Source organism: Sphingomonas sp. STIS6.2 (genome assembly GCF_000732685.2).
GTDB lineage: Bacteria > Pseudomonadota > Alphaproteobacteria > Sphingomonadales > Sphingomonadaceae > Sphingomonas > Sphingomonas aerolata.
Map to the genome: position 1 here is coordinate 1 of NZ_JPDP02000024.1, position 16,332 is coordinate 16,332.

Annotated in this window: 13 protein-coding genes; 7 read left to right on the forward strand and 6 right to left on the reverse strand. The window is 66.9% G+C overall.

The genetic code is table 11. From position 1 onward, the window contains the following. Together sphst_RS03805 and sphst_RS03810 are read left to right on the forward strand one after the other, a co-directional pair. On the forward strand, positions 1-510 hold a 510-nt coding region (locus sphst_RS03805; protein WP_107045191.1), incomplete at its 5' end, for a winged helix-turn-helix domain-containing protein. 81 nt (positions 511-591) lie between these two features. Further along, positions 592-1,908 (forward strand): sensor histidine kinase, encoded by a 1,317-nt coding sequence (locus sphst_RS03810; RefSeq protein ID WP_031393491.1) that lies wholly within the window; start codon positions 592-594, stop codon positions 1,906-1,908. On the opposite strand, the gene sphst_RS03815 is transcribed toward sphst_RS03810, so the two are convergent. Continuing rightward, the gene (locus tag sphst_RS03815; protein WP_031393492.1) at positions 1,909-2,907 is read right to left on the reverse strand and encodes an LLM class flavin-dependent oxidoreductase; all 999 of its coding nucleotides are present in this window, start codon (positions 2,905-2,907) and stop codon (positions 1,909-1,911) included. It abuts the gene before it with no gap. A gap of 124 nt (positions 2,908-3,031) precedes the next feature. Here sphst_RS03815 and sphst_RS03820 point away from each other — a divergent pair, with 124 nt between their 5' ends. Genes sphst_RS03820 through sphst_RS03830 form a run of 3 tightly spaced genes read left to right on the forward strand, consistent with a single transcriptional unit; the run spans position 3,032 to position 5,236 of the window. Then, positions 3,032-3,697, forward strand: coding sequence for a pyrimidine 5'-nucleotidase (locus sphst_RS03820; RefSeq protein WP_031393493.1), 666 nt, complete (start codon positions 3,032-3,034; stop codon positions 3,695-3,697). After that, positions 3,694-4,515 (forward strand): 2,3,4,5-tetrahydropyridine-2,6-dicarboxylate N-succinyltransferase, encoded by an 822-nt coding sequence (gene dapD, locus sphst_RS03825; RefSeq protein WP_031393494.1) that lies wholly within the window; start codon positions 3,694-3,696, stop codon positions 4,513-4,515. The genes sphst_RS03820 and dapD overlap by 4 nt, the downstream gene beginning before the upstream one ends. Positions 4,516-4,528: 13 nt before the next feature. Continuing rightward, positions 4,529-5,236, forward strand: a complete 708-nt coding sequence (locus tag sphst_RS03830) for a CPBP family intramembrane glutamic endopeptidase (protein ID WP_056408871.1) — start codon at positions 4,529-4,531, stop codon at positions 5,234-5,236. Here sphst_RS03830 and sphst_RS03835 read toward each other — a convergent pair. The 5 genes from sphst_RS03835 to sphst_RS03855 form a co-directional block, all read right to left on the reverse strand. Beyond that, a complete protein-coding gene (locus sphst_RS03835) occupies positions 5,233-6,009 on the reverse strand; it encodes an ABC transporter permease (protein ID WP_031394470.1) in 777 nt (258 codons plus the stop codon). The genes sphst_RS03830 and sphst_RS03835 overlap by 4 nt on opposite strands. Then, positions 6,006-6,935, reverse strand: a complete 930-nt coding sequence (locus sphst_RS03840; RefSeq protein WP_031394471.1) for an ABC transporter ATP-binding protein — start codon at positions 6,933-6,935, stop codon at positions 6,006-6,008. The genes sphst_RS03835 and sphst_RS03840 overlap by 4 nt, the downstream gene beginning before the upstream one ends. A 159-nt stretch (positions 6,936-7,094) precedes the next feature. Continuing rightward, a complete protein-coding gene (locus sphst_RS03845) occupies positions 7,095-7,805 on the reverse strand; it encodes a DsbA family protein (RefSeq protein WP_031394472.1) in 711 nt (236 codons plus the stop codon). Continuing rightward, a complete protein-coding gene (locus sphst_RS03850; protein WP_031394473.1) occupies positions 7,802-9,157 on the reverse strand; it encodes a M48 family metalloprotease in 1,356 nt (451 codons plus the stop codon). The genes sphst_RS03845 and sphst_RS03850 overlap by 4 nt, the downstream gene beginning before the upstream one ends. A 191-nt stretch (positions 9,158-9,348) precedes the next feature. Next, a complete protein-coding gene (locus tag sphst_RS03855; protein WP_107045192.1) occupies positions 9,349-12,297 on the reverse strand; it encodes an Rne/Rng family ribonuclease in 2,949 nt (982 codons plus the stop codon). A 567-nt stretch (positions 12,298-12,864) separates the two neighbouring features. Here sphst_RS03855 and sphst_RS03860 point away from each other — a divergent pair. Both sphst_RS03860 and sphst_RS03865 read left to right on the forward strand, forming a co-directional pair. Continuing rightward, positions 12,865-14,106, forward strand: coding sequence for an N-acetylmuramoyl-L-alanine amidase family protein (locus tag sphst_RS03860; protein WP_234387312.1), 1,242 nt, complete (start codon positions 12,865-12,867; stop codon positions 14,104-14,106). A gap of 137 nt (positions 14,107-14,243) precedes the next feature. After that, positions 14,244-16,217, forward strand: a complete 1,974-nt coding sequence (locus sphst_RS03865; RefSeq protein WP_051916614.1) for an OPT family oligopeptide transporter — start codon at positions 14,244-14,246, stop codon at positions 16,215-16,217. Positions 16,218-16,332 lie beyond the last annotated feature (115 nt).

Consider the following 16,332-nt stretch of genomic DNA (forward strand, 5'->3'; position numbering starts at 1 on the left):
GGCCTGCCCGAGATCGACGGCCTTACCGTGCTCGACCGCTGGCGCAAGGAGGGCAAGGTCATGCCCGTCCTGGTGCTGACCGCGCGCGACAGCTGGTCCGACAAGGTCGCCGGGCTCGACGCGGGCGCAGACGACTATGTCGCCAAGCCTTTCCAGAGCGAGGAACTCATCGCGCGCCTGCGGGCGCTCATCCGCCGTGCGAGCGGCAATGCCTCTTCCGAACTGACTGCTGGCGACATCCGCCTTGACACGCGCAGCGGCAAGGTGACGCGTGCGGGCGAGCCGGTGAAGCTGACCGCGCAGGAATATAAGCTGCTGAGCTATCTGCTGCACCACAAGGGCAAGGTCGTCAGCCGAACCGAGCTGATCGAGCATATCTACGATCAGGATTTCGATCGCGATTCAAACACGATCGAGGTGTTCGTGACGCGTATTCGCAAGAAGCTGGGTCAGGACGTGATCACCACGATCCGCGGGCTGGGCTACAGCCTCGAAGATCCGGACGCCTGATCCCAATCTATGACCGCGTCGACATTATCAGATGGGCCAATTCGTGTGCCCGCGGCGGTGAAGGGATCGCTTTCAAGGCGGATGATCCTGATCGCAGCGGTGTGGATTGGCCTCTTGTTGAGCGGCGGCGGGTATGCGCTCGACCGGGTACTGGCCCAGGCGGTGACGCGCAATTTCGATGACCAGCTCGAATACGTCCTGCGTTCGTTGCTCAATTCTTCGGAAATCGGGCCCGACGGCGAGGTGCTATTCTCGCGCGAGGCGGTCGCCGACCAGCGGTTCCTCGAGCCAGGGTCGGGCCTCTATTATCAAGTTGCGGGAAGGGGCGCCGCCGACCTAGACTACACCTCGCGATCGCTATGGGATCGTCGGCTGGCGTTCGGATCGGCGCATGACGATCGCAATGTTCACTTTTACGACAGCACGCAGTTTCCGGATGAAAAGCTGCGGATCGTCGAGCGTGACGCGGTTATTCCGGGATCAAAGGTTCGCTGGCGGTTTCAGGTTGCGCAGAGTCGCTACGGTCTTGACGCGCAGATCACTACCCTGCGACGTACGCTGGTTCGCAGCTTTGCGCTGCTCGCGCTCGGGCTCATCGTACTGGCTGCGCTCCAGACCTTCTACGGCCTCTGGCCGTTGCGTCGCGTTCGCGAGGAAATCGGCCGGATGCGCGCGGGCCAGTCCAACCGGGTGGGCAGTGCGATGCCGATCGAGGTCGCGCCGATGGTCGAGGAACTGAACGCGCTGATCGAACATAACGAACGCCAGGCCGAGGAAGCGCGACGGCATGCGGGCAATCTCGCGCATGCGCTGAAAACCCCGCTGACCGTGATCATGAACGCCGCGACCGCGCAATCGGACGATCTGGCGGATACCGTCATTCGTGAAGCGCGGACGATGCGGCGCCAGGTCGATCATCACCTCGCGCGTGCGCGTGCGGTCGGCCGGCGCGGTTCGGCGCATAGCCGGGCCGATGTCTGGCCGAGCCTCGAATCGGTCGAGCGTGCAGTCGCCCGGCTGTATCGGCATGTCCGCATCGACATCACCGGCGACAAGACGCTCAAGGTTCATGTCGAACGCCAGGATCTCGACGAGATGCTCGGCAATCTGATCGAGAACGCCGCCAAATATGGCGGTGGCAGCGTCTTCGTGACGGTCGGCGCGCAGGCCGGGTTCGTCGAGTTCCTGGTCGAAGACGACGGCGTCGGCATTCCCGAGGAACAGCGCGTCCGCATCTTCGACCGCGGCGTCCGGCTCGATACGGGCAAGCCGGGTACGGGTCTCGGGCTCGCGATCGTCCGCGACGTCGCCGAGATCTACGAGGGCACAGTCGGGCTCGAGGAGAGCGAGGACCTCGGCGGACTTACGGTCCGCCTGAGGTTGCCCGCCGCGAGCTGATCAGGCCGCGATCTTCAACTCCTGCATCACGTCGGCGGTGATCGACAGGCTCCGCTTGCGCGCTTCGTGATCGAAGATCGCACTCGTCACCATCACCTCGTCGACGCCGGTGCGCTCGACGAACGCGGCGATCCCGCGCGCGACCTTGGCCGGGCTGCCCACGGCCGAGCATTGCAGGACATGGTCGAGAATCTGGTTGCCCTGCGCGCCGAGCGATTCGCGATAACCCGCGACCGGCGGCGGCAACTGGCGCGGATTGCCGGTGCGGAGCGCGACGAACGACTGTTGCTGCGAACTGGCGAGCAGTTCGGCCTCGGCATCGGTATCCGCGGCAAAGACGTTGAACCCTGCCATGACGTGCGGCTTTGCCAGCCGCGCGGAGGGGCGGAAATCGCGACGATAGATGGCGAGGGCCGCATCGAGCGCATCGGGCGCGAAATGCGAAGCGAAGGCATAGGGCAGGCCGAGTGCGGCGGCGAGCTGCGCACCGAAGGTGCTCGAGCCGAGAATCCACATCTCGACATCCGCGCCCGCGCCCGGCGTCGCGACGATTCCGGTCTGGCCGTCATTGGCGAAATAGCTCTGCAACTCCATCACGTCCTGCGGGAAGGCGTTGGCGTCGGTTTCGAGCGTGCGGCGCATCGCGCGGGCCACCCGCTGGTCCGAACCGGGCGCGCGGCCGAGGCCGAGGTCGATCCGGCCCGGGAACAGCGCGTCGAGCGTCCCGAACTGCTCGGCGATCACCAGCGGTGCGTGGTTCGGGAGCATGATCCCGCCCGATCCGACGCGGATCGTACTGGTCGCGGCGGCGATATGCGCGATCACGACGGCGGTCGCAGCAGAGGCGATACCGGTCATGCCGTGATGTTCGGCAACCCAGTAACGCTGGAATCCGACGCTCTCGGCATGCCGCGCGAGGTCGGCCGCGTTGGCGAGCGATTGTGAAACGGTGCCGCCTTGGACGACGGGGACGAGATCGAGCAGGGAATAGCGTGTCATGCATTGGATATAGGTACCGAGCGGTAGCTTATCCAGTGTCCGGCAAATTTGCTGCCGGGGGGCCCGCGCGATCCGACCGCGCCGGCTTGTCCCTGCGCGCGGCGATGCCTAGAGGTTCGCTCCGATGCTTGCCCGACTTGACCATGTCCGCAACTGGATCTTCGATCTGGACAATACGCTGTATCCGGCGAGCGCCGATCTGTTTTCGCAGGTCGACGCACGGATGACCGGGTTCATCCAGGACCTGCTCGGGCTCGAGCATGACGAGGCGCGGCGCGTGCAGAAGGGCTATTTCCACAATCACGGCACGACGCTGTCGGGGTTGATGACCGAGCATCACGTCGATCCGCACGCGTTCCTCGCGCATGTCCATGACATCGAGATGGACGTGCTGGAGCATGACGCGCCGCTGGTCGCGGCGATCGCCAAGCTGCCCGGGCGCAAGCTGATCTTCACCAATGGCGACACGCCCTATGCTCTGAAGATCCTCGACCGTCTCGGGCTTGGCGCGAGTTTCGAGGCGATCCACGACATCCATGCGATGGACCTGATGCCCAAGCCGCATGCATCGGCCTATGCAGGCTTTTGTACCGCGTTCGACATCGACCCCGCGCAATCGCTGTTCGTCGACGACATGGTCCGCAATCTGCTGCCCGCCAAGGCGATCGGCATGACGACGGTGTGGGTCGACAACGGGTCCGAACAGTCGCCGGGCGCGGAACGCGACCATATCGATTTCACCATCCCGGTGCTCGCGCCGTGGCTGGAAACCATCCTGGAGACATCATGAGCAACCTGCAGACGATCATCGACGCCGCCTGGGACGACCGGGCAAATCTCGGTCTGGAGACGAAGGGCGAGATCCGCGATGCGGTCGACAGCGCGCTGGCGATGCTCGATGCGGGTACCGCGCGGGTCGCGGAGCCCGCCGGCGACGGGTGGCAGGTCAATCAGTGGCTGAAGAAAGCCGTGCTGCTGTCGTTCCGCCTCAACGACAATGTCGTGATCGACGGCGGATCGGGCGGCGCACCCGCGTTCGACAAGGTGCCGTCGAAGTTCGCGGGCTGGGGCGAGGCAGAGTTCCGCGCGGCCGGCATCCGCGTCGTTCCCGGTGCGGTCGCGCGCCGCGGCAGCTTCATCGCCAAGGGCGCGATCCTGATGCCGAGCTTCGTCAATATCGGCGCCTATGTCGGTGAGGGCACGATGGTCGACGCCTGGGCGACCGTCGGATCCTGCGCGCAGATCGGCAAGAACGTCCATCTGTCGGGCGGTGCCGGCATCGGCGGCGTACTCGAGCCGCTTCAGGCGGACCCCGTGATCATCGGCGACGGCGCATTCATCGGCGCGCGTGCCGAGGTCGCCGAGGGCGTGCGCGTCGGCGAGGGCGCGGTGCTGTCGATGGGCGTGTATCTCGGCGCTTCGACCAAGATCATCGACCGCGCGACCGGCGAAGTCTTCAAGGGTGAAGTGCCGCCCTATGCGGTCGTCGTGCCGGGCTCGATCGGCGGCGGGGAGGGCAAGCCCGCGCTCTACTGTGCCGTGATCGTCAAGCGCGTCGACGCCCAGACGCGGTCGAAGACGAGCATCAACGACCTGCTGCGCGACTAGACCGGTCGCGGTGATGGTCGCGCAGACACTGCTCGCGATCGTCGCTGTCTACATGCTGGCGATCCTGTGGCGGGGGCGGACGTTTCGCGTTCGCCTGCCGACACGACCGGGCCGTAGCCCCGCAAGGCGCATGACGGACTGGGCGGTCGGGTTGGCGGTGTCGCTCGGCCTGCCCGCGCTGGTTGGCCTTGTCCTGCTGGGCCAGAACCCGCTCGCGGCGGCGCAGCCGGCGGCAATCGCGCTGGTGCCGGACGACTGGCCGCGCCTGCCGATCGCGCCACTGATCCTCGGCATGGCGCTTGGCACGCTCGCGAACGCGGCGATCACGCATGCCTTGTGGCGCCGCGGCCGGCGCGCGTTCCAGATCGGCACCTTCCCCGATGTCCTGCCGAAGACGCGGGAGGACATTCTCCCGGCCATCGCCCTCGCGATCAGTGCCGGGATCAGCGAAGAACTGTTCTTCCGCCTGTTCCTCCCGCTGCTGATCGCGCTGGTGTCCGGGAGCGCGCTGGCGGGGACAATCATCGCCGCCTTATGCTTTGGCGGGGTGCACCGCTATCAGGGGTGGCGCGGCGTCGTCGCGACGACGCTGTCGGGCGTGGCGCTGTCCGTGCTCTACGGCCTGACGAACAGCGTATGGATGGCGATCGCGTTTCACATCGCGATCGACCTCAACGCGCTGGTCGTGCGGCCGATGGCGCGCGGGGCGTGGCGCGCCTAGTTCTTCATCCGCCAACCGGTCTTGAAGATCAACGCGATCACGACGAGGCAGGCGACGAGGAACGCCGCGGTCACCGCGAGGCTGATGCCGACCGCGACATCACCCTGCCCGAAGAAGCTCCAGCGAAACCCGCTGATCAGATAGACGACCGGGTTGGCCAGGCTGAGCGTGCGCCAGGGCTGGGGCAGCATGTCGATCGAGTAGAAGGCGCCACCCAGAAACGTCAGTGGCGTGATCAGCAGCGCGGGGACAAAGTTCAGCTGTTCAAAGCCGTTCGCCCAGACGCCGATGATGAACCCGAACAGGCTGAATGCGACGGCCGTCAGGATCAGGAAGGCGAACATCGCGAACGGATGCGCGATATGCAGCGGCACGAAACAGGCGGCGGTTGCCAGGATGATAAGGCCGATGATCACCGATTTGGTGGTCGCCGCCCCGACATAGCCGATCACCATCTCCATCGCTGACACGGGCGCGGAGAGCAGTTCGTAGATCGTGCCGGTGAATTTGGGGAAGTAGATGCCGATCGATGCATTCGCGATGCTCTGCGTCAGCAGCGACAGCATGATGAGGCCGGGGACGATGAAGCTGCCATAGCCAACGCCGCCGACCTCCTGCATCCGGCTACCGATCGCGCCGCCGAAGACGATGAAATAGAGCGACGTCGTGAGGACGGGGGTGACGAGGCTCTGCCACAAAGTGCGCAAGGCCCGCGCCATTTCGAAGCGATAGATCGCCCAGACGCCGTGCCAGTTGAGGAAGGGGGTGTTCATGCGCGCTCTCCGACGAGATCGACGAAGATGTCCTCGAGGCTCGACTTGCTGGTTTCGAGATCCTTGAAGCCGATGCCGAGTTCGGCGAGCTTGCGCAGGAGCGAGGGGATGCCGGTATGGTCCGCCTGTGCGTCGAACACATAGCGCAGGCGCTTGCCGTCGTCCTGCAGCGACACGTCCCATTCGGCAAGCTCGGGCGGGATCGCGGTCATCGGCTCCTGCAACGCCAGATCGAGTTCGCGCTTGCCCAGCTGTTTCATCAGCGATGCCTTGTCGTCGACGAGCAGCAGCTTGCCCTTGTTGATCACGCCGACGCGGTCGGCCATCTCCTCGGCCTCCTCGATATAATGCGTCGTCAGGATGATCGTCGTGCCACCCTCGCGCAGGCGGTGGACGAGCTTCCACATGTCGCGGCGCAGCGCGACGTCGACGCCCGCGGTGGGTTCGTCGAGGAACAGGATCTCGGGCTCGTGGCTCAACGCCTTGGCGATCAGGACGCGGCGCTTCATCCCGCCCGACAATTCCATGATCTTGGCATGGCGCTTGTCCCAGAGCGACAGGTCACGCAGCACCTGTTCGATATAGGCGCTGTGGCCCGAGCGACCGAAGAGGCGGCGGCTGAAGGTGACGGTGGCGAGCACCGTCTCGAACATGTCGACGTTCAGTTCCTGCGGGACCAGACCAATGCGGCTGCGCGCCTGTTTATAGTCGTGGATCGCATCGAAGCCCGCGACGGTGATCGTTCCTGCACTGGGCGTGACGATCCCGCAGATGATGCTGATCAGCGTGGTCTTGCCCGCCCCATTGGGCCCGAGCAGCGCGAAGATCTCGCCCTTGCGGATGTCCAGATCGACGGGGTGGAGTGCGGTGGTACCGCTTTTGTAGGTCTTCGTGACGCCCGCAACGGACAGGATCGGTTCGGTCATTGGGGCCCCTTTTAAGTGAGGGGAAGATGGGGGCGGTGGGGTCATATTGATAGGGGCCGTCAGCCCCCATTGCCGTCATCCTGGGCTCGACCCAGGATCCAGAGCCACACGCGTCCCGGTTGTGGCTCTGGATCCTGACTTTCGTCAGGATGACGGGCGTTAGCTCACCCGGGCGGCGGCGACCGCCTTTTGCAGGTCTTCGAGCGGCAGTGCACCGGACAGGATGCGGTCGCCGACCACCCAGCTCGGCGTGCCCGTCATGCCGAGCTTGGCCGCGGTTTCCATGTTCTTGCCGATCTCGGCATCGGCGGTCTTGGTGAAGCCGGCCGGATTGATGTCGACCCCGGCCTTCGCCGCCGCCGCCGCGATCGTCGCGTCACTGACCCGACCGCCGGCGTAGAGCGCGTCGTGGAAGGCTGCGAACTTGCCCTGTTGGGCGGCCGCGAGGCTCGCGCGGGCAGCGACGCGGCTGTCCGCGCTGAGGATCGGCAATTCGCGGAAGACGACGCGGACCTTGGGGTCTGCGGCGATCAGCTTTGCGATCATCGGCAGGCTCGCGCGGCAATACCCGCAATTATAATCGAAATATTCGACGAGCGTGACGTCGCCCTTGGGGTTGCCCGCCCAGGCGCTGCCGAACGGCGTGACGATCGCGTCGCGGTTGGCAGCGACCGTCTTGCCCGACTCGCGGTCGCGCAGTTTCTCCATCGCTTCGGGCAGGATCTCGGGATGCGCGAGCATGTAGTCGTGGACGATCGCCTCGACCTGTGCGCGCTCGACGCCACCGCCCTGGCGATCATAGCCCCACACCGCGAATCCGCCCAGGACCGCCCCGACCGCCGCGATGGCGGGCAACATCATCTTGTTCATCGGCGCCGCTTATACTGCTTGGGATTGTCGTCCATCTCGTTCTGCGCGGCCATCGCGATATCCTGCGCGCGGATCCAGTCGGGGGTGTTGGCGGGGATGTTGGCGAGCGCATATTGCGCGCTGGCCGATGCGGTCCGCATGTCGCCGCCCATGCTCGCGCGCTCGGCGGTGGCGAGCGCCGCACGCGCGGTATCGCCGGTCAGTTCGTAGACGGTGCCGAGTTGCATCCAGGCGAACGGGTTCTGATCGTCGCGGCCGACCGCGGTGCGCAGGACCTTCGTGGCCTCGGGATAATTCGCCTTGTTCTCGGTCGCGATCAGCGCGTGGCCGAACGTCGTGGCGATCAGCGGATTGTTGCGCGAGCCTTCGGTCGCCTCGCGCAACGGAACGAGCGACTCGACCGGCCTGCCCGCCTCGAGCAGGATCTGGCCCTTGATCTCGAGAAAATAGGGATCGTCGGGCCTGGCCTTCACCAGCGCGTCCGCCTCGGCATCGGCTTTGTCGGGATAGCCCGATTTATGATAGGCATAGGCCCGGGCGTAGTGCGCATAGATCGACTGGTCGCTCGGCGGATAGCTTTGTAGCGTGCGCGGCGCGGGCAGGACATAACCGGCAAGCTTGGCCTTCACGCGGCGGAAGCGTTCCTCGAGCGCAGCATCAGGCTTGTTCGCCCAGGCGGGCGACGCCTGGAGATCGGCGGTCAGTGCCGAGACACGCTCGCCAGACAGCGGATGCGACTGCATGAACGGGTCGATATTGGCGGTGCCGAAGCGATATTCCTGCTGCTGCAGCTTCTTGAAAAAGCTCAGCATGCCGCGGCCGGTGACGTTGGCCTCCCGCAGATATTTGGCGCCGCTCGCATCCGCGGTGGATTCCTGCGTGCGGCTGAACGCCAGATAATTGCCCATCGCGGCCTGTTGTCCGGCCGCCATGATTCCCGCGCCCGCCTCGCCGCTGCCCGCCGCCATCGCCGCCAGGCCGAGCACCATCGAGAGCAGGTACATGCCCATCGCGGGTTTGGTGCCGCGATCGGAGAGCACGACATGGCCGTCTGCGATGTGGCCGAGTTCGTGCGCGATCACGCCCTGGACTTCGTTCGCATTGTCCGCCGCCTGGAGCAGGCCCGAATGGACATAGACGGTCTGGCCGCCCGCGACGAACGCATTGATCGAATCGTCGTTGATCAGCACGACCTTGACGTCGCGCGGCGACAGGCCCGCCGCCGTGATCAGCGGGCCGGACATTTCGGCGAACATCGTTTCGGTTTCCGCATCGCGGAGGATCGACTGCGCCTGCGCGGGTTGCGCCCAGAGCAGGAGGGTGGCGGTCAGGGCCGCGACGAAGCGCTTCATATCGCGCAGTATCGTCGATCGGCGGCGGGGGAGCAATGGCGGGGACGACGAGGTGCACGGCGCCGACGCCCGATGGTAAACCACAGGACCCGGCCCAAGCCGCGAACCGCGGGGCAACGGGTCCGAGCGCGCCGAAATGAAAACGGGCGCGACCTTTCGATCGCGCCCGTCTCAACGGCTATGCTCCGGCGTCAGCCGAAGGTGCGCTGCCACCAGCCACGGCGCGGCGCGCCGTCGGGGTCGTCGTTCGTGCCCGGCGCGTCGGCGTCCTGCGGCTGGACCTCGACCTGCGGCGGCGTGGTCTCGACCGGCGCGGCAAGCACCTCGCTGGTCGGGGCGGCATCGCCGGCCTCGATCACCGCGGCCTTGCGCGGCCGACCACGCGGCTTGGCGACCTTGGCAGGGGCCTCCTCGACGACTGCGGGCTCGACCACCGTATCGCTCGCCTTGCGACGCGCGCGCTTGGGCTTAGGTGCGGACGCCTCCAGCGTCTCGGCCGGCGTGGCGCCGACCTCGTCCATCGTCGCATCGGCAACCGCCTCGCGACGACGCCGTGCAGGCTTGCGCGCCGGCTCTGCCGCGACCGGATCGGGAGCGGCCTGTTCCTGCGGCTCGGGCGTGACGGGCACTTCGGATACGACCGGTTCTGGTGCCATGGTCGTCTCGTCGGCCGTCTCAACCGGACGCGGCTTGCGACCCCGACGCGACTTGGGCGCCGTCTCGGCGACCGGGTCAGCGTTGATCGTCGCGGCGGCCGCACGGGCGCGCGGGCGACGACGCATCTTGGGAGCCTCGGCGACCGGCGCGGACGGCGCCTCCTCGAACACCGGCTCGGCCTCGGACGTCTCGACCGGCGCAAATGCCTCCGGCTCGGGCGCCTCGGCGATCAGTGCCGCGGTGTCGATGCTGCTGACGGCAATCGACTCGCCCGTCTCGGCGCCGGTCTGCTCGCCGCCCTGCTCGTTGCGCCGACCACCGCGACGTCCGCGACGTCCGCGACGACGACGGCCTTCGCCTTCGACGCCGTTGGCCTGTTCGGCCGGAGTCGTACCTTCGATCTCCTCGCCACCGCCGACTTCGACGATCTCGCCGACGCCCTCGTCGATCTGCTCGACATTGTTGTCGACGTCCTCGAACGCGCCATCCTCGCTCGTACCACCGACGGCGCCGTCCTCACCCGGACGTGCCCGGCCCCGACGACCGCGGCGGCGACGGCGCTTTTTGCCACCTTCGCCATCGGCATCGCGGCCCTCACGTGGCGCGGCCTGCTCACGACCGCCTTCGCGGCCCCCCTCACGACGACGCGGCTGCTCGGCCTCGGCCTCCTCGACCTCGTCCTCCTCGATCTCGTCCTCGATCTCCTCGGGAAGATCGTCCTCGTCCTCTTCGATGATCTGGACGAATTTCGGCGGATGCGCGGGCGGCGGGCCACTGGCCTCGACCGTCATATGCGCGCCTTCCTCGTCCTGGCCGGGGATGATCTCGACGATCACGCCGTAGCGATCCTCGATCTCGGCGATGTCGGCACGCTTGCGGTTGAGGATGTAGACGGCCGCTTCTTGGCTCGCGCGCAGCGTCAGCAGCGAACCACGGCCGCGGGCGGCCTCGTCCTCGATGAGGCGGAGCGCGGAGATGCCCGACGACGATGCGGTGCGGACCAGGCCGGTGCCCTCGCAATGCGGACAGGCGCGGGTCGATGCTTCCAGCACGCCGGTGCGCAGTCGCTGGCGGCTCATTTCCATAAGGCCGAACGACGAGATGCGGCCGATCTGGATGCGCGCGCGATCGTTCTTCAGCGCCTCCTTCATCGCCTTCTCGACCTTACGGACATTGGAATTGTTATCCATGTCGATGAAGTCGATGACGACGAGCCCGGCCATGTCGCGCAGGCGCAGCTGGCGGCCGATCTCCTGTGCGGCCTCGAGGTTGGTCGCGGTCGCGGTCTGCTCGATGCTATGTTCGCGCGTCGAGCGGCCCGAGTTGATGTCGATCGAGACGAGCGCCTCGGTCGGGTTGATGACCAGATAGCCGCCCGACTTCAGCTGGACGACCGGGTGGTACATCGCCGACAGCTGATCCTCGACGCCCGCACGCTGGAACAGCGGCACGGGGTCGGCATAATGCTTGATGCGCCGGGCGTGCGTGGGCATCAGCAGGCGCATGAACTCGCGCGCCTGGCGATAGCCGTCCTCGCCCTCGACGATGACCTCTTCGATTTCCTTGTTGTAGATGTCGCGGATCGCGCGCTTGATCAGGTCGCTGTCGCCATAGACGAGCGCCGGCGCCGACGCCTTCAGCGTCGCCTCGCGGATCCCGTCCCACAGACGGGCGAGATAATCGAAGTCGCGCTTGATCTCGACCTTGCTACGCTGCAGCCCGGCGGTGCGGACGATGCAGCCCATCGACGGCGGCAGCTGCATGTCGGCCATGATCGACTTCAGGCGCTTGCGATCGCCCGCGTTGCTGATCTTGCGCGAGATGCCGCCGCCGTGGCTGGTATTGGGCATCAGCACGCAGTAGCGGCCGGCCAGCGACAGGTACGTGGTCAGGGCTGCGCCCTTGTTGCCGCGCTCTTCCTTGACGACCTGGACGAGCAGCACCTGGCGGCGATGGATCACGTCCTGGATCTTGTAGCGGCGGCGCAGGTTCATGCGACGCTCGCGCAGATCCTCGACCGCGGCGTCGTCACCGTTCGGCTTGCGCTTGCGACGCGGGGCCTCGCCGGTCTCTTCGCCGCCTTCGAGCTCCTCGGCGACGTCGGGATCTACCCCGCCATCGTCCTCGAAGCGCTCGATATCGTCCTCGTCGTCACCCTCTTCGTCGTCCGCGTCATAGTCGGCGCGCAGGGCGGCCTCCTCGGCGGCATGCTCGGCCTCTTCGCGGAGCAGCGCGTCGCGGTCTTCCTTGGGGATCTGGTAGTAATCGGGGTGGATCTCGCTGAACGCGAGGAAGCCGTGGCGATTGCCGCCGTAATCGATGAACGCCGCCTGGAGCGACGGCTCGACCCGCGTGACCTTGGCGAGGTAAATGTTACCCTTGAGCTGCTTGCGCTCGGCGCTTTCGAAATCGAATTCCTCGATCCGGTTACCCTTGACGACGGCGATCCGGGTTTCTTCCCGGTGGCGTGCGTCGATCAGCATACGCGTTGTCATAATAGATTCTCCGCGCGCGCGCCGGGCCTGATGGCAGCCGTCGCGCGCTTGATGGTGGTGCGGTCGGACACGGACGCCCGGACTCGCGGAAGGTATGCGAAACTGCCTCTGCTCGACGCGCATGCTGCGGGAACTCACCCTGCGGCGCCCGCACGACCGCGATCCCGTCGGCGAAGGCCGATCGGTGAGCGGGGCGGGGGGAATGCGTCATTCGAGCGTCAACCTGAAATTGCCGCGCCGTCGAGGATCCGAAGGCGGGCGTTGAGACCGGCGCGTCGCTGGCAAACTCTAGCGACGCACGGGTGCACGGCAGGACTAGCACCGCATTGCAGATCCCGCAACTGGCCCGGCGCGGGGCCGTCCCAAGCCTTGAAACCCGGCATTTTCACACGCTGTATTTCCGCGCGGCGATTTGTCCGGCAGCCGCGCCGGCAGCCACGGATATGGGAAAACCAAGGCAAACAGGCTATTAACCCTGCTCCGCAAGATCCTCTTGCGGGGGCGTGGCGTAGGCGTCTCGTTTCGGTCGGGCTCGACCGATCCAGGGAGTGTAGAATGGCTTTTCGCTGGACCGGCAGCGCGGTCGCACGGCATGGACGCAGGATGGTTGCGATCATCGCTCTGCTGCTCGGCTGGCTGTCCGGCGTTCCGGCGCTGGCGGCGACCGTGCAGAGCATCGCGATCGGCCGGACGCAGATCGTGATCCGCTTCGATGCACCGGTCGGCAGCGGCGCGAGCCAGATCCTGACCGGACAACGGCAGATCGCGGTCGATATCGCGAACGCGACGCCCGGCGGACCAGTGAGGCCGGGCGGTGTCGTGACCCGCATCACGCAGCGCCGGCACGGCGGCTCCGGGCTGCGGATGCTGTTCGACCTGTCCGAGCCGGTGATCGTCGCCGATGGCGGGTTCGATTCGCAGGGACGCGAACTGACGCTGGCCTTGCGCCGCGTCGACGATGCGGCCTTTGCGCAGGCCAGTATCGCCGGTCCGCTGAATTTCTTCCCGTTCCATTTCGCCGCACGACCGGCGCCGCGGTACAAAGTGTCGATCCCGGTGCCGCCCCGCGCGCGCGGGATTGCGCTGCCGCGGGTCGAGGGCGACGACATGCGTCCGCTGGTCGTGATCGACGCCGGGCATGGCGGCGTCGATCCGGGCGCGATCGGCCCCGACGGACTGCGCGAGAAAGATGTGACCCTCAAGGTCGCCAAGGCGATCCGTGACGCGCTGCTCGCTTCTGGTCGGGTGCGCGTCGCGCTCACGCGGAGCGACGACCGGTTCCTCGTGCTGCGCGAGCGGTACGGCGTCGCACGGCGGTTGAAGGGGGACCTGTTCATATCGGTCCACTGCGACAGTACCGGATCCGAAGGCGCGAGCGGCGCGACTGCCTATACGCTGTCCGAGGTGGCGTCCGACAAGGAGGCGGCGCGGCTAGCCGCGCGTGAGAACAAGGCGGATGTGATCTCCGGGGTGAATCTCGGCGAGGCGCCTGCCGACGTGTCGTCGATCCTGATCGACCTGACGCAGCGCGAGACGATGAACGCGTCCGCCACGTTCGCGCGGTTGCTGGGACGCGAGGCCAAGCCGTTGATGCCGCTCAAGCCGAACTTCCACCGCATGGCGTCGCTGATGGTGCTCAAGGCGCCCGACATGCCCTCGATCCTGTTCGAGACGGGCTATATCTCGAACCCGCAGGACGCGGCATTTCTCGACAGTGACGAGGGGCGGCAGCGGATCGCGGAGAGCGTGACGCGCGCGGTCACGGTGCATTTCGCGCGGCGGATGGTGGCGCGCTGATCCGGCCGGTTGCGCTCACGGCAAGAGCGCGGCATCCTGACGGCTAGGACCCCGGCGGAGGCCGAGGCCCGGTTGGAGGACGTTCCGACTGGGCTTCGGCCTCCGCCGGGGCACGTGTTTCTGGTTAGGACGATCTGATGACCGACGCGACGCGGGGCGTATCCGAGACCGGGCCCGAGACGAGTATGCGCGAGCTTACCTTTCGCGGGGTCGTGCTGGGCGCGATCATCACGCTGCTGTTCACCGCGGCGAACGTCTATCTGGGTTTGAAGATCGGGCTGACCTTCGCGACGTCGATCCCCGCCGCGGTGATCTCGATGGCGGTGCTGCGGCTGTTCAAGGATTCAACAATTCTGGAGAACAACATCGTCCAGACGATCGCGTCCGCGGCGGGTACGCTGGCGGCGATCATCTTCGTGCTGCCCGGCCTGGTGATGATCGGGTGGTGGCAGGGGTTTCCGTTCTTCACCACCGCGGCGATCACGATGTTCGGCGGCGTGCTGGGCGTGCTGTTCTCGGTCCCGCTGCGCCGTGCGCTCGTCGTCGACACGGTGCTACCCTATCCGGAGGGCCGCGCGGCCGCCGAGGTGCTGAAGGTCGGCGCGGGCAGCCGCGAGGGCGGCGAGGAGAGTGCGCGCGGGCTCGGCATCATCGTCGTCAACGCGCTGGTGTCGGCCGGATTCGCGATCCTGACGCAGACCAAGCTGGTCGCTGCCGAGGCCGCGACGTGGTTCCGCGTCGGCGCAGGCGCGACCGGAATTTCGGGCGGGCTGTCGTTCGCGCTGCTGGGCGCGGGGCATCTGGTCGGAATCTCGGTCGGGATGGCAATGTTTACGGGCGTGGTGATCGGCTGGTGGATCCTGCTGCCGATCCTGACCTCGGCGGGGAGCGTGACCGGGACCGCGGAGGTGATCGCGACGACCGTGTTCCGGTCGGACGTGCGGTTCTTCGGTGCGGGCGTGATCGGGGTCGCGGCGATCTGGACGTTGCTCAAGATCGCAGGACCCGTGGTCGGCGGCGTGCGATCGGCGCTGGCGGCGTCGGCGGCCAAGCGCGGCGGCGAAGTGCTGGCACTCGAGGAGCGCGACATCCCGATCGGGATCGTCGGGATTGCATCGCTGGCGATGCTCGTCCCGATCGGGATCCTGCTGTGGACCGTCCTCCAGGGCGGGCCGCTCGAGGCGTCGGCGGTCGGGCTGATCGCGGGGAGTCTCGCGTTCATTCTGGTCATCGGCCTCGTGATCGCGGCGGTGTGCGGGTACATGGCGGGGCTGATCGGCGCGTCGAATTCTCCCGTGTCGGGCATCGGCATCCTCGCCATCCTCGCCGCATCGATCCTGCTGGTGTCGTGGTTCGGTCGTGCGGTCGAGCCGGGGACGACGCAGGCGCTGGTCGCCTACGGCCTGATCGTGACCGGCGTGGTCTTCGGCATCGCGACGATCTCGAACGACAATCTCCAGGATCTGAAGACTGGGCAGCTGGTCGGTGCGACGCCGTGGAAGCAGCAGGTCGCGCTGCTGATCGGCGTGGTGTTCGGGTCGATCGTCGTGCCGCCGGTGCTCAACCTGCTGGGCAGCACGCTTGGCTTTGCCGGCGCGCCAGGGGCCGGGCCCAATGCGCTGGCCGCACCGCAGGCGGCGCTGATCTCGGCGCTCGCCAAGGGCGTGCTGGGGGGCAATCTCAACTGGGCGATGATCGGCTATGGCGCGATGACCGGTGTCGCGGTGATCGCGCTCGACGAACTGCTGGGCAAGGCGGGCAAGCTGCGGTTGCCGCCGCTGGGCGTCGGGCTGGGCGTGTATCTGCCGATGGCGGTGACGTTGCCGGTCACGATCGGCGCGGTGGTCGGCTATGCCTATGACCGCTGGGCCGACCGCGCGCGCGATCCCGAGCTTGCCAGGCGGATGGGCGTGCTGACCGCGACGGGGATGATCGTCGGCGAGTCGCTATGGGGCGTGGGGTTCGCCGGGATCGTCTATCTCACCAACCAGGAGACGCCGCTGGCGCTGGTCGGGGAGGGGTTCGTGCCCATCGCGCTGGTCGGCGGGACCCTGCTGTTCGCGCTGCTGACCTGGGTGATGTACCGGCGGACGATGGCGGCATCGCGGTAGGAGGCCGGTTCCCCGCGAAGGCGGGGACCCAGGCTGGGCTCCCGCCTTTGCGGGAGGCCAGGGAGGGGAACGGCCTGCGTGGTTGAGCGCACTTCCCCGGCGAAGGCCGGGGCCC

Excerpts from the sequence above, each read along its gene's own strand:
- sphst_RS03810 (WP_031393491.1), top strand. The coding sequence starts at position 592 with ATGATCCTGATCGCAGCGGTGTGGATTGGCCTCTTGTTGAGCGGCGGC.
- sphst_RS03815 (WP_031393492.1), bottom strand. The coding sequence starts at position 2,907 with ATGACACGCTATTCCCTGCTCGATCTCGTCCCCGTCGTCCAAGGCGGC.
- sphst_RS03820 (WP_031393493.1), top strand. The coding sequence starts at position 3,032 with ATGCTTGCCCGACTTGACCATGTCCGCAACTGGATCTTCGATCTGGAC.
- dapD (WP_031393494.1), top strand. The coding sequence starts at position 3,694 with ATGAGCAACCTGCAGACGATCATCGACGCCGCCTGGGACGACCGGGCA.
- sphst_RS03830 (WP_056408871.1), top strand. The coding sequence starts at position 4,529 with ATGGTCGCGCAGACACTGCTCGCGATCGTCGCTGTCTACATGCTGGCG.
- sphst_RS03835 (WP_031394470.1), bottom strand. The coding sequence starts at position 6,009 with ATGAACACCCCCTTCCTCAACTGGCACGGCGTCTGGGCGATCTATCGC.
- sphst_RS03840 (WP_031394471.1), bottom strand. The coding sequence starts at position 6,935 with ATGACCGAACCGATCCTGTCCGTTGCGGGCGTCACGAAGACCTACAAA.
- sphst_RS03845 (WP_031394472.1), bottom strand. The coding sequence starts at position 7,805 with ATGAACAAGATGATGTTGCCCGCCATCGCGGCGGTCGGGGCGGTCCTG.
- sphst_RS03850 (WP_031394473.1), bottom strand. The coding sequence starts at position 9,157 with ATGAAGCGCTTCGTCGCGGCCCTGACCGCCACCCTCCTGCTCTGGGCG.
- sphst_RS03855 (WP_107045192.1), bottom strand. The coding sequence starts at position 12,297 with ATGCTGATCGACGCACGCCACCGGGAAGAAACCCGGATCGCCGTCGTC.
- sphst_RS03860 (WP_234387312.1), top strand. The coding sequence starts at position 12,865 with ATGGCTTTTCGCTGGACCGGCAGCGCGGTCGCACGGCATGGACGCAGG.
- sphst_RS03865 (WP_051916614.1), top strand. The coding sequence starts at position 14,244 with ATGACCGACGCGACGCGGGGCGTATCCGAGACCGGGCCCGAGACGAGT.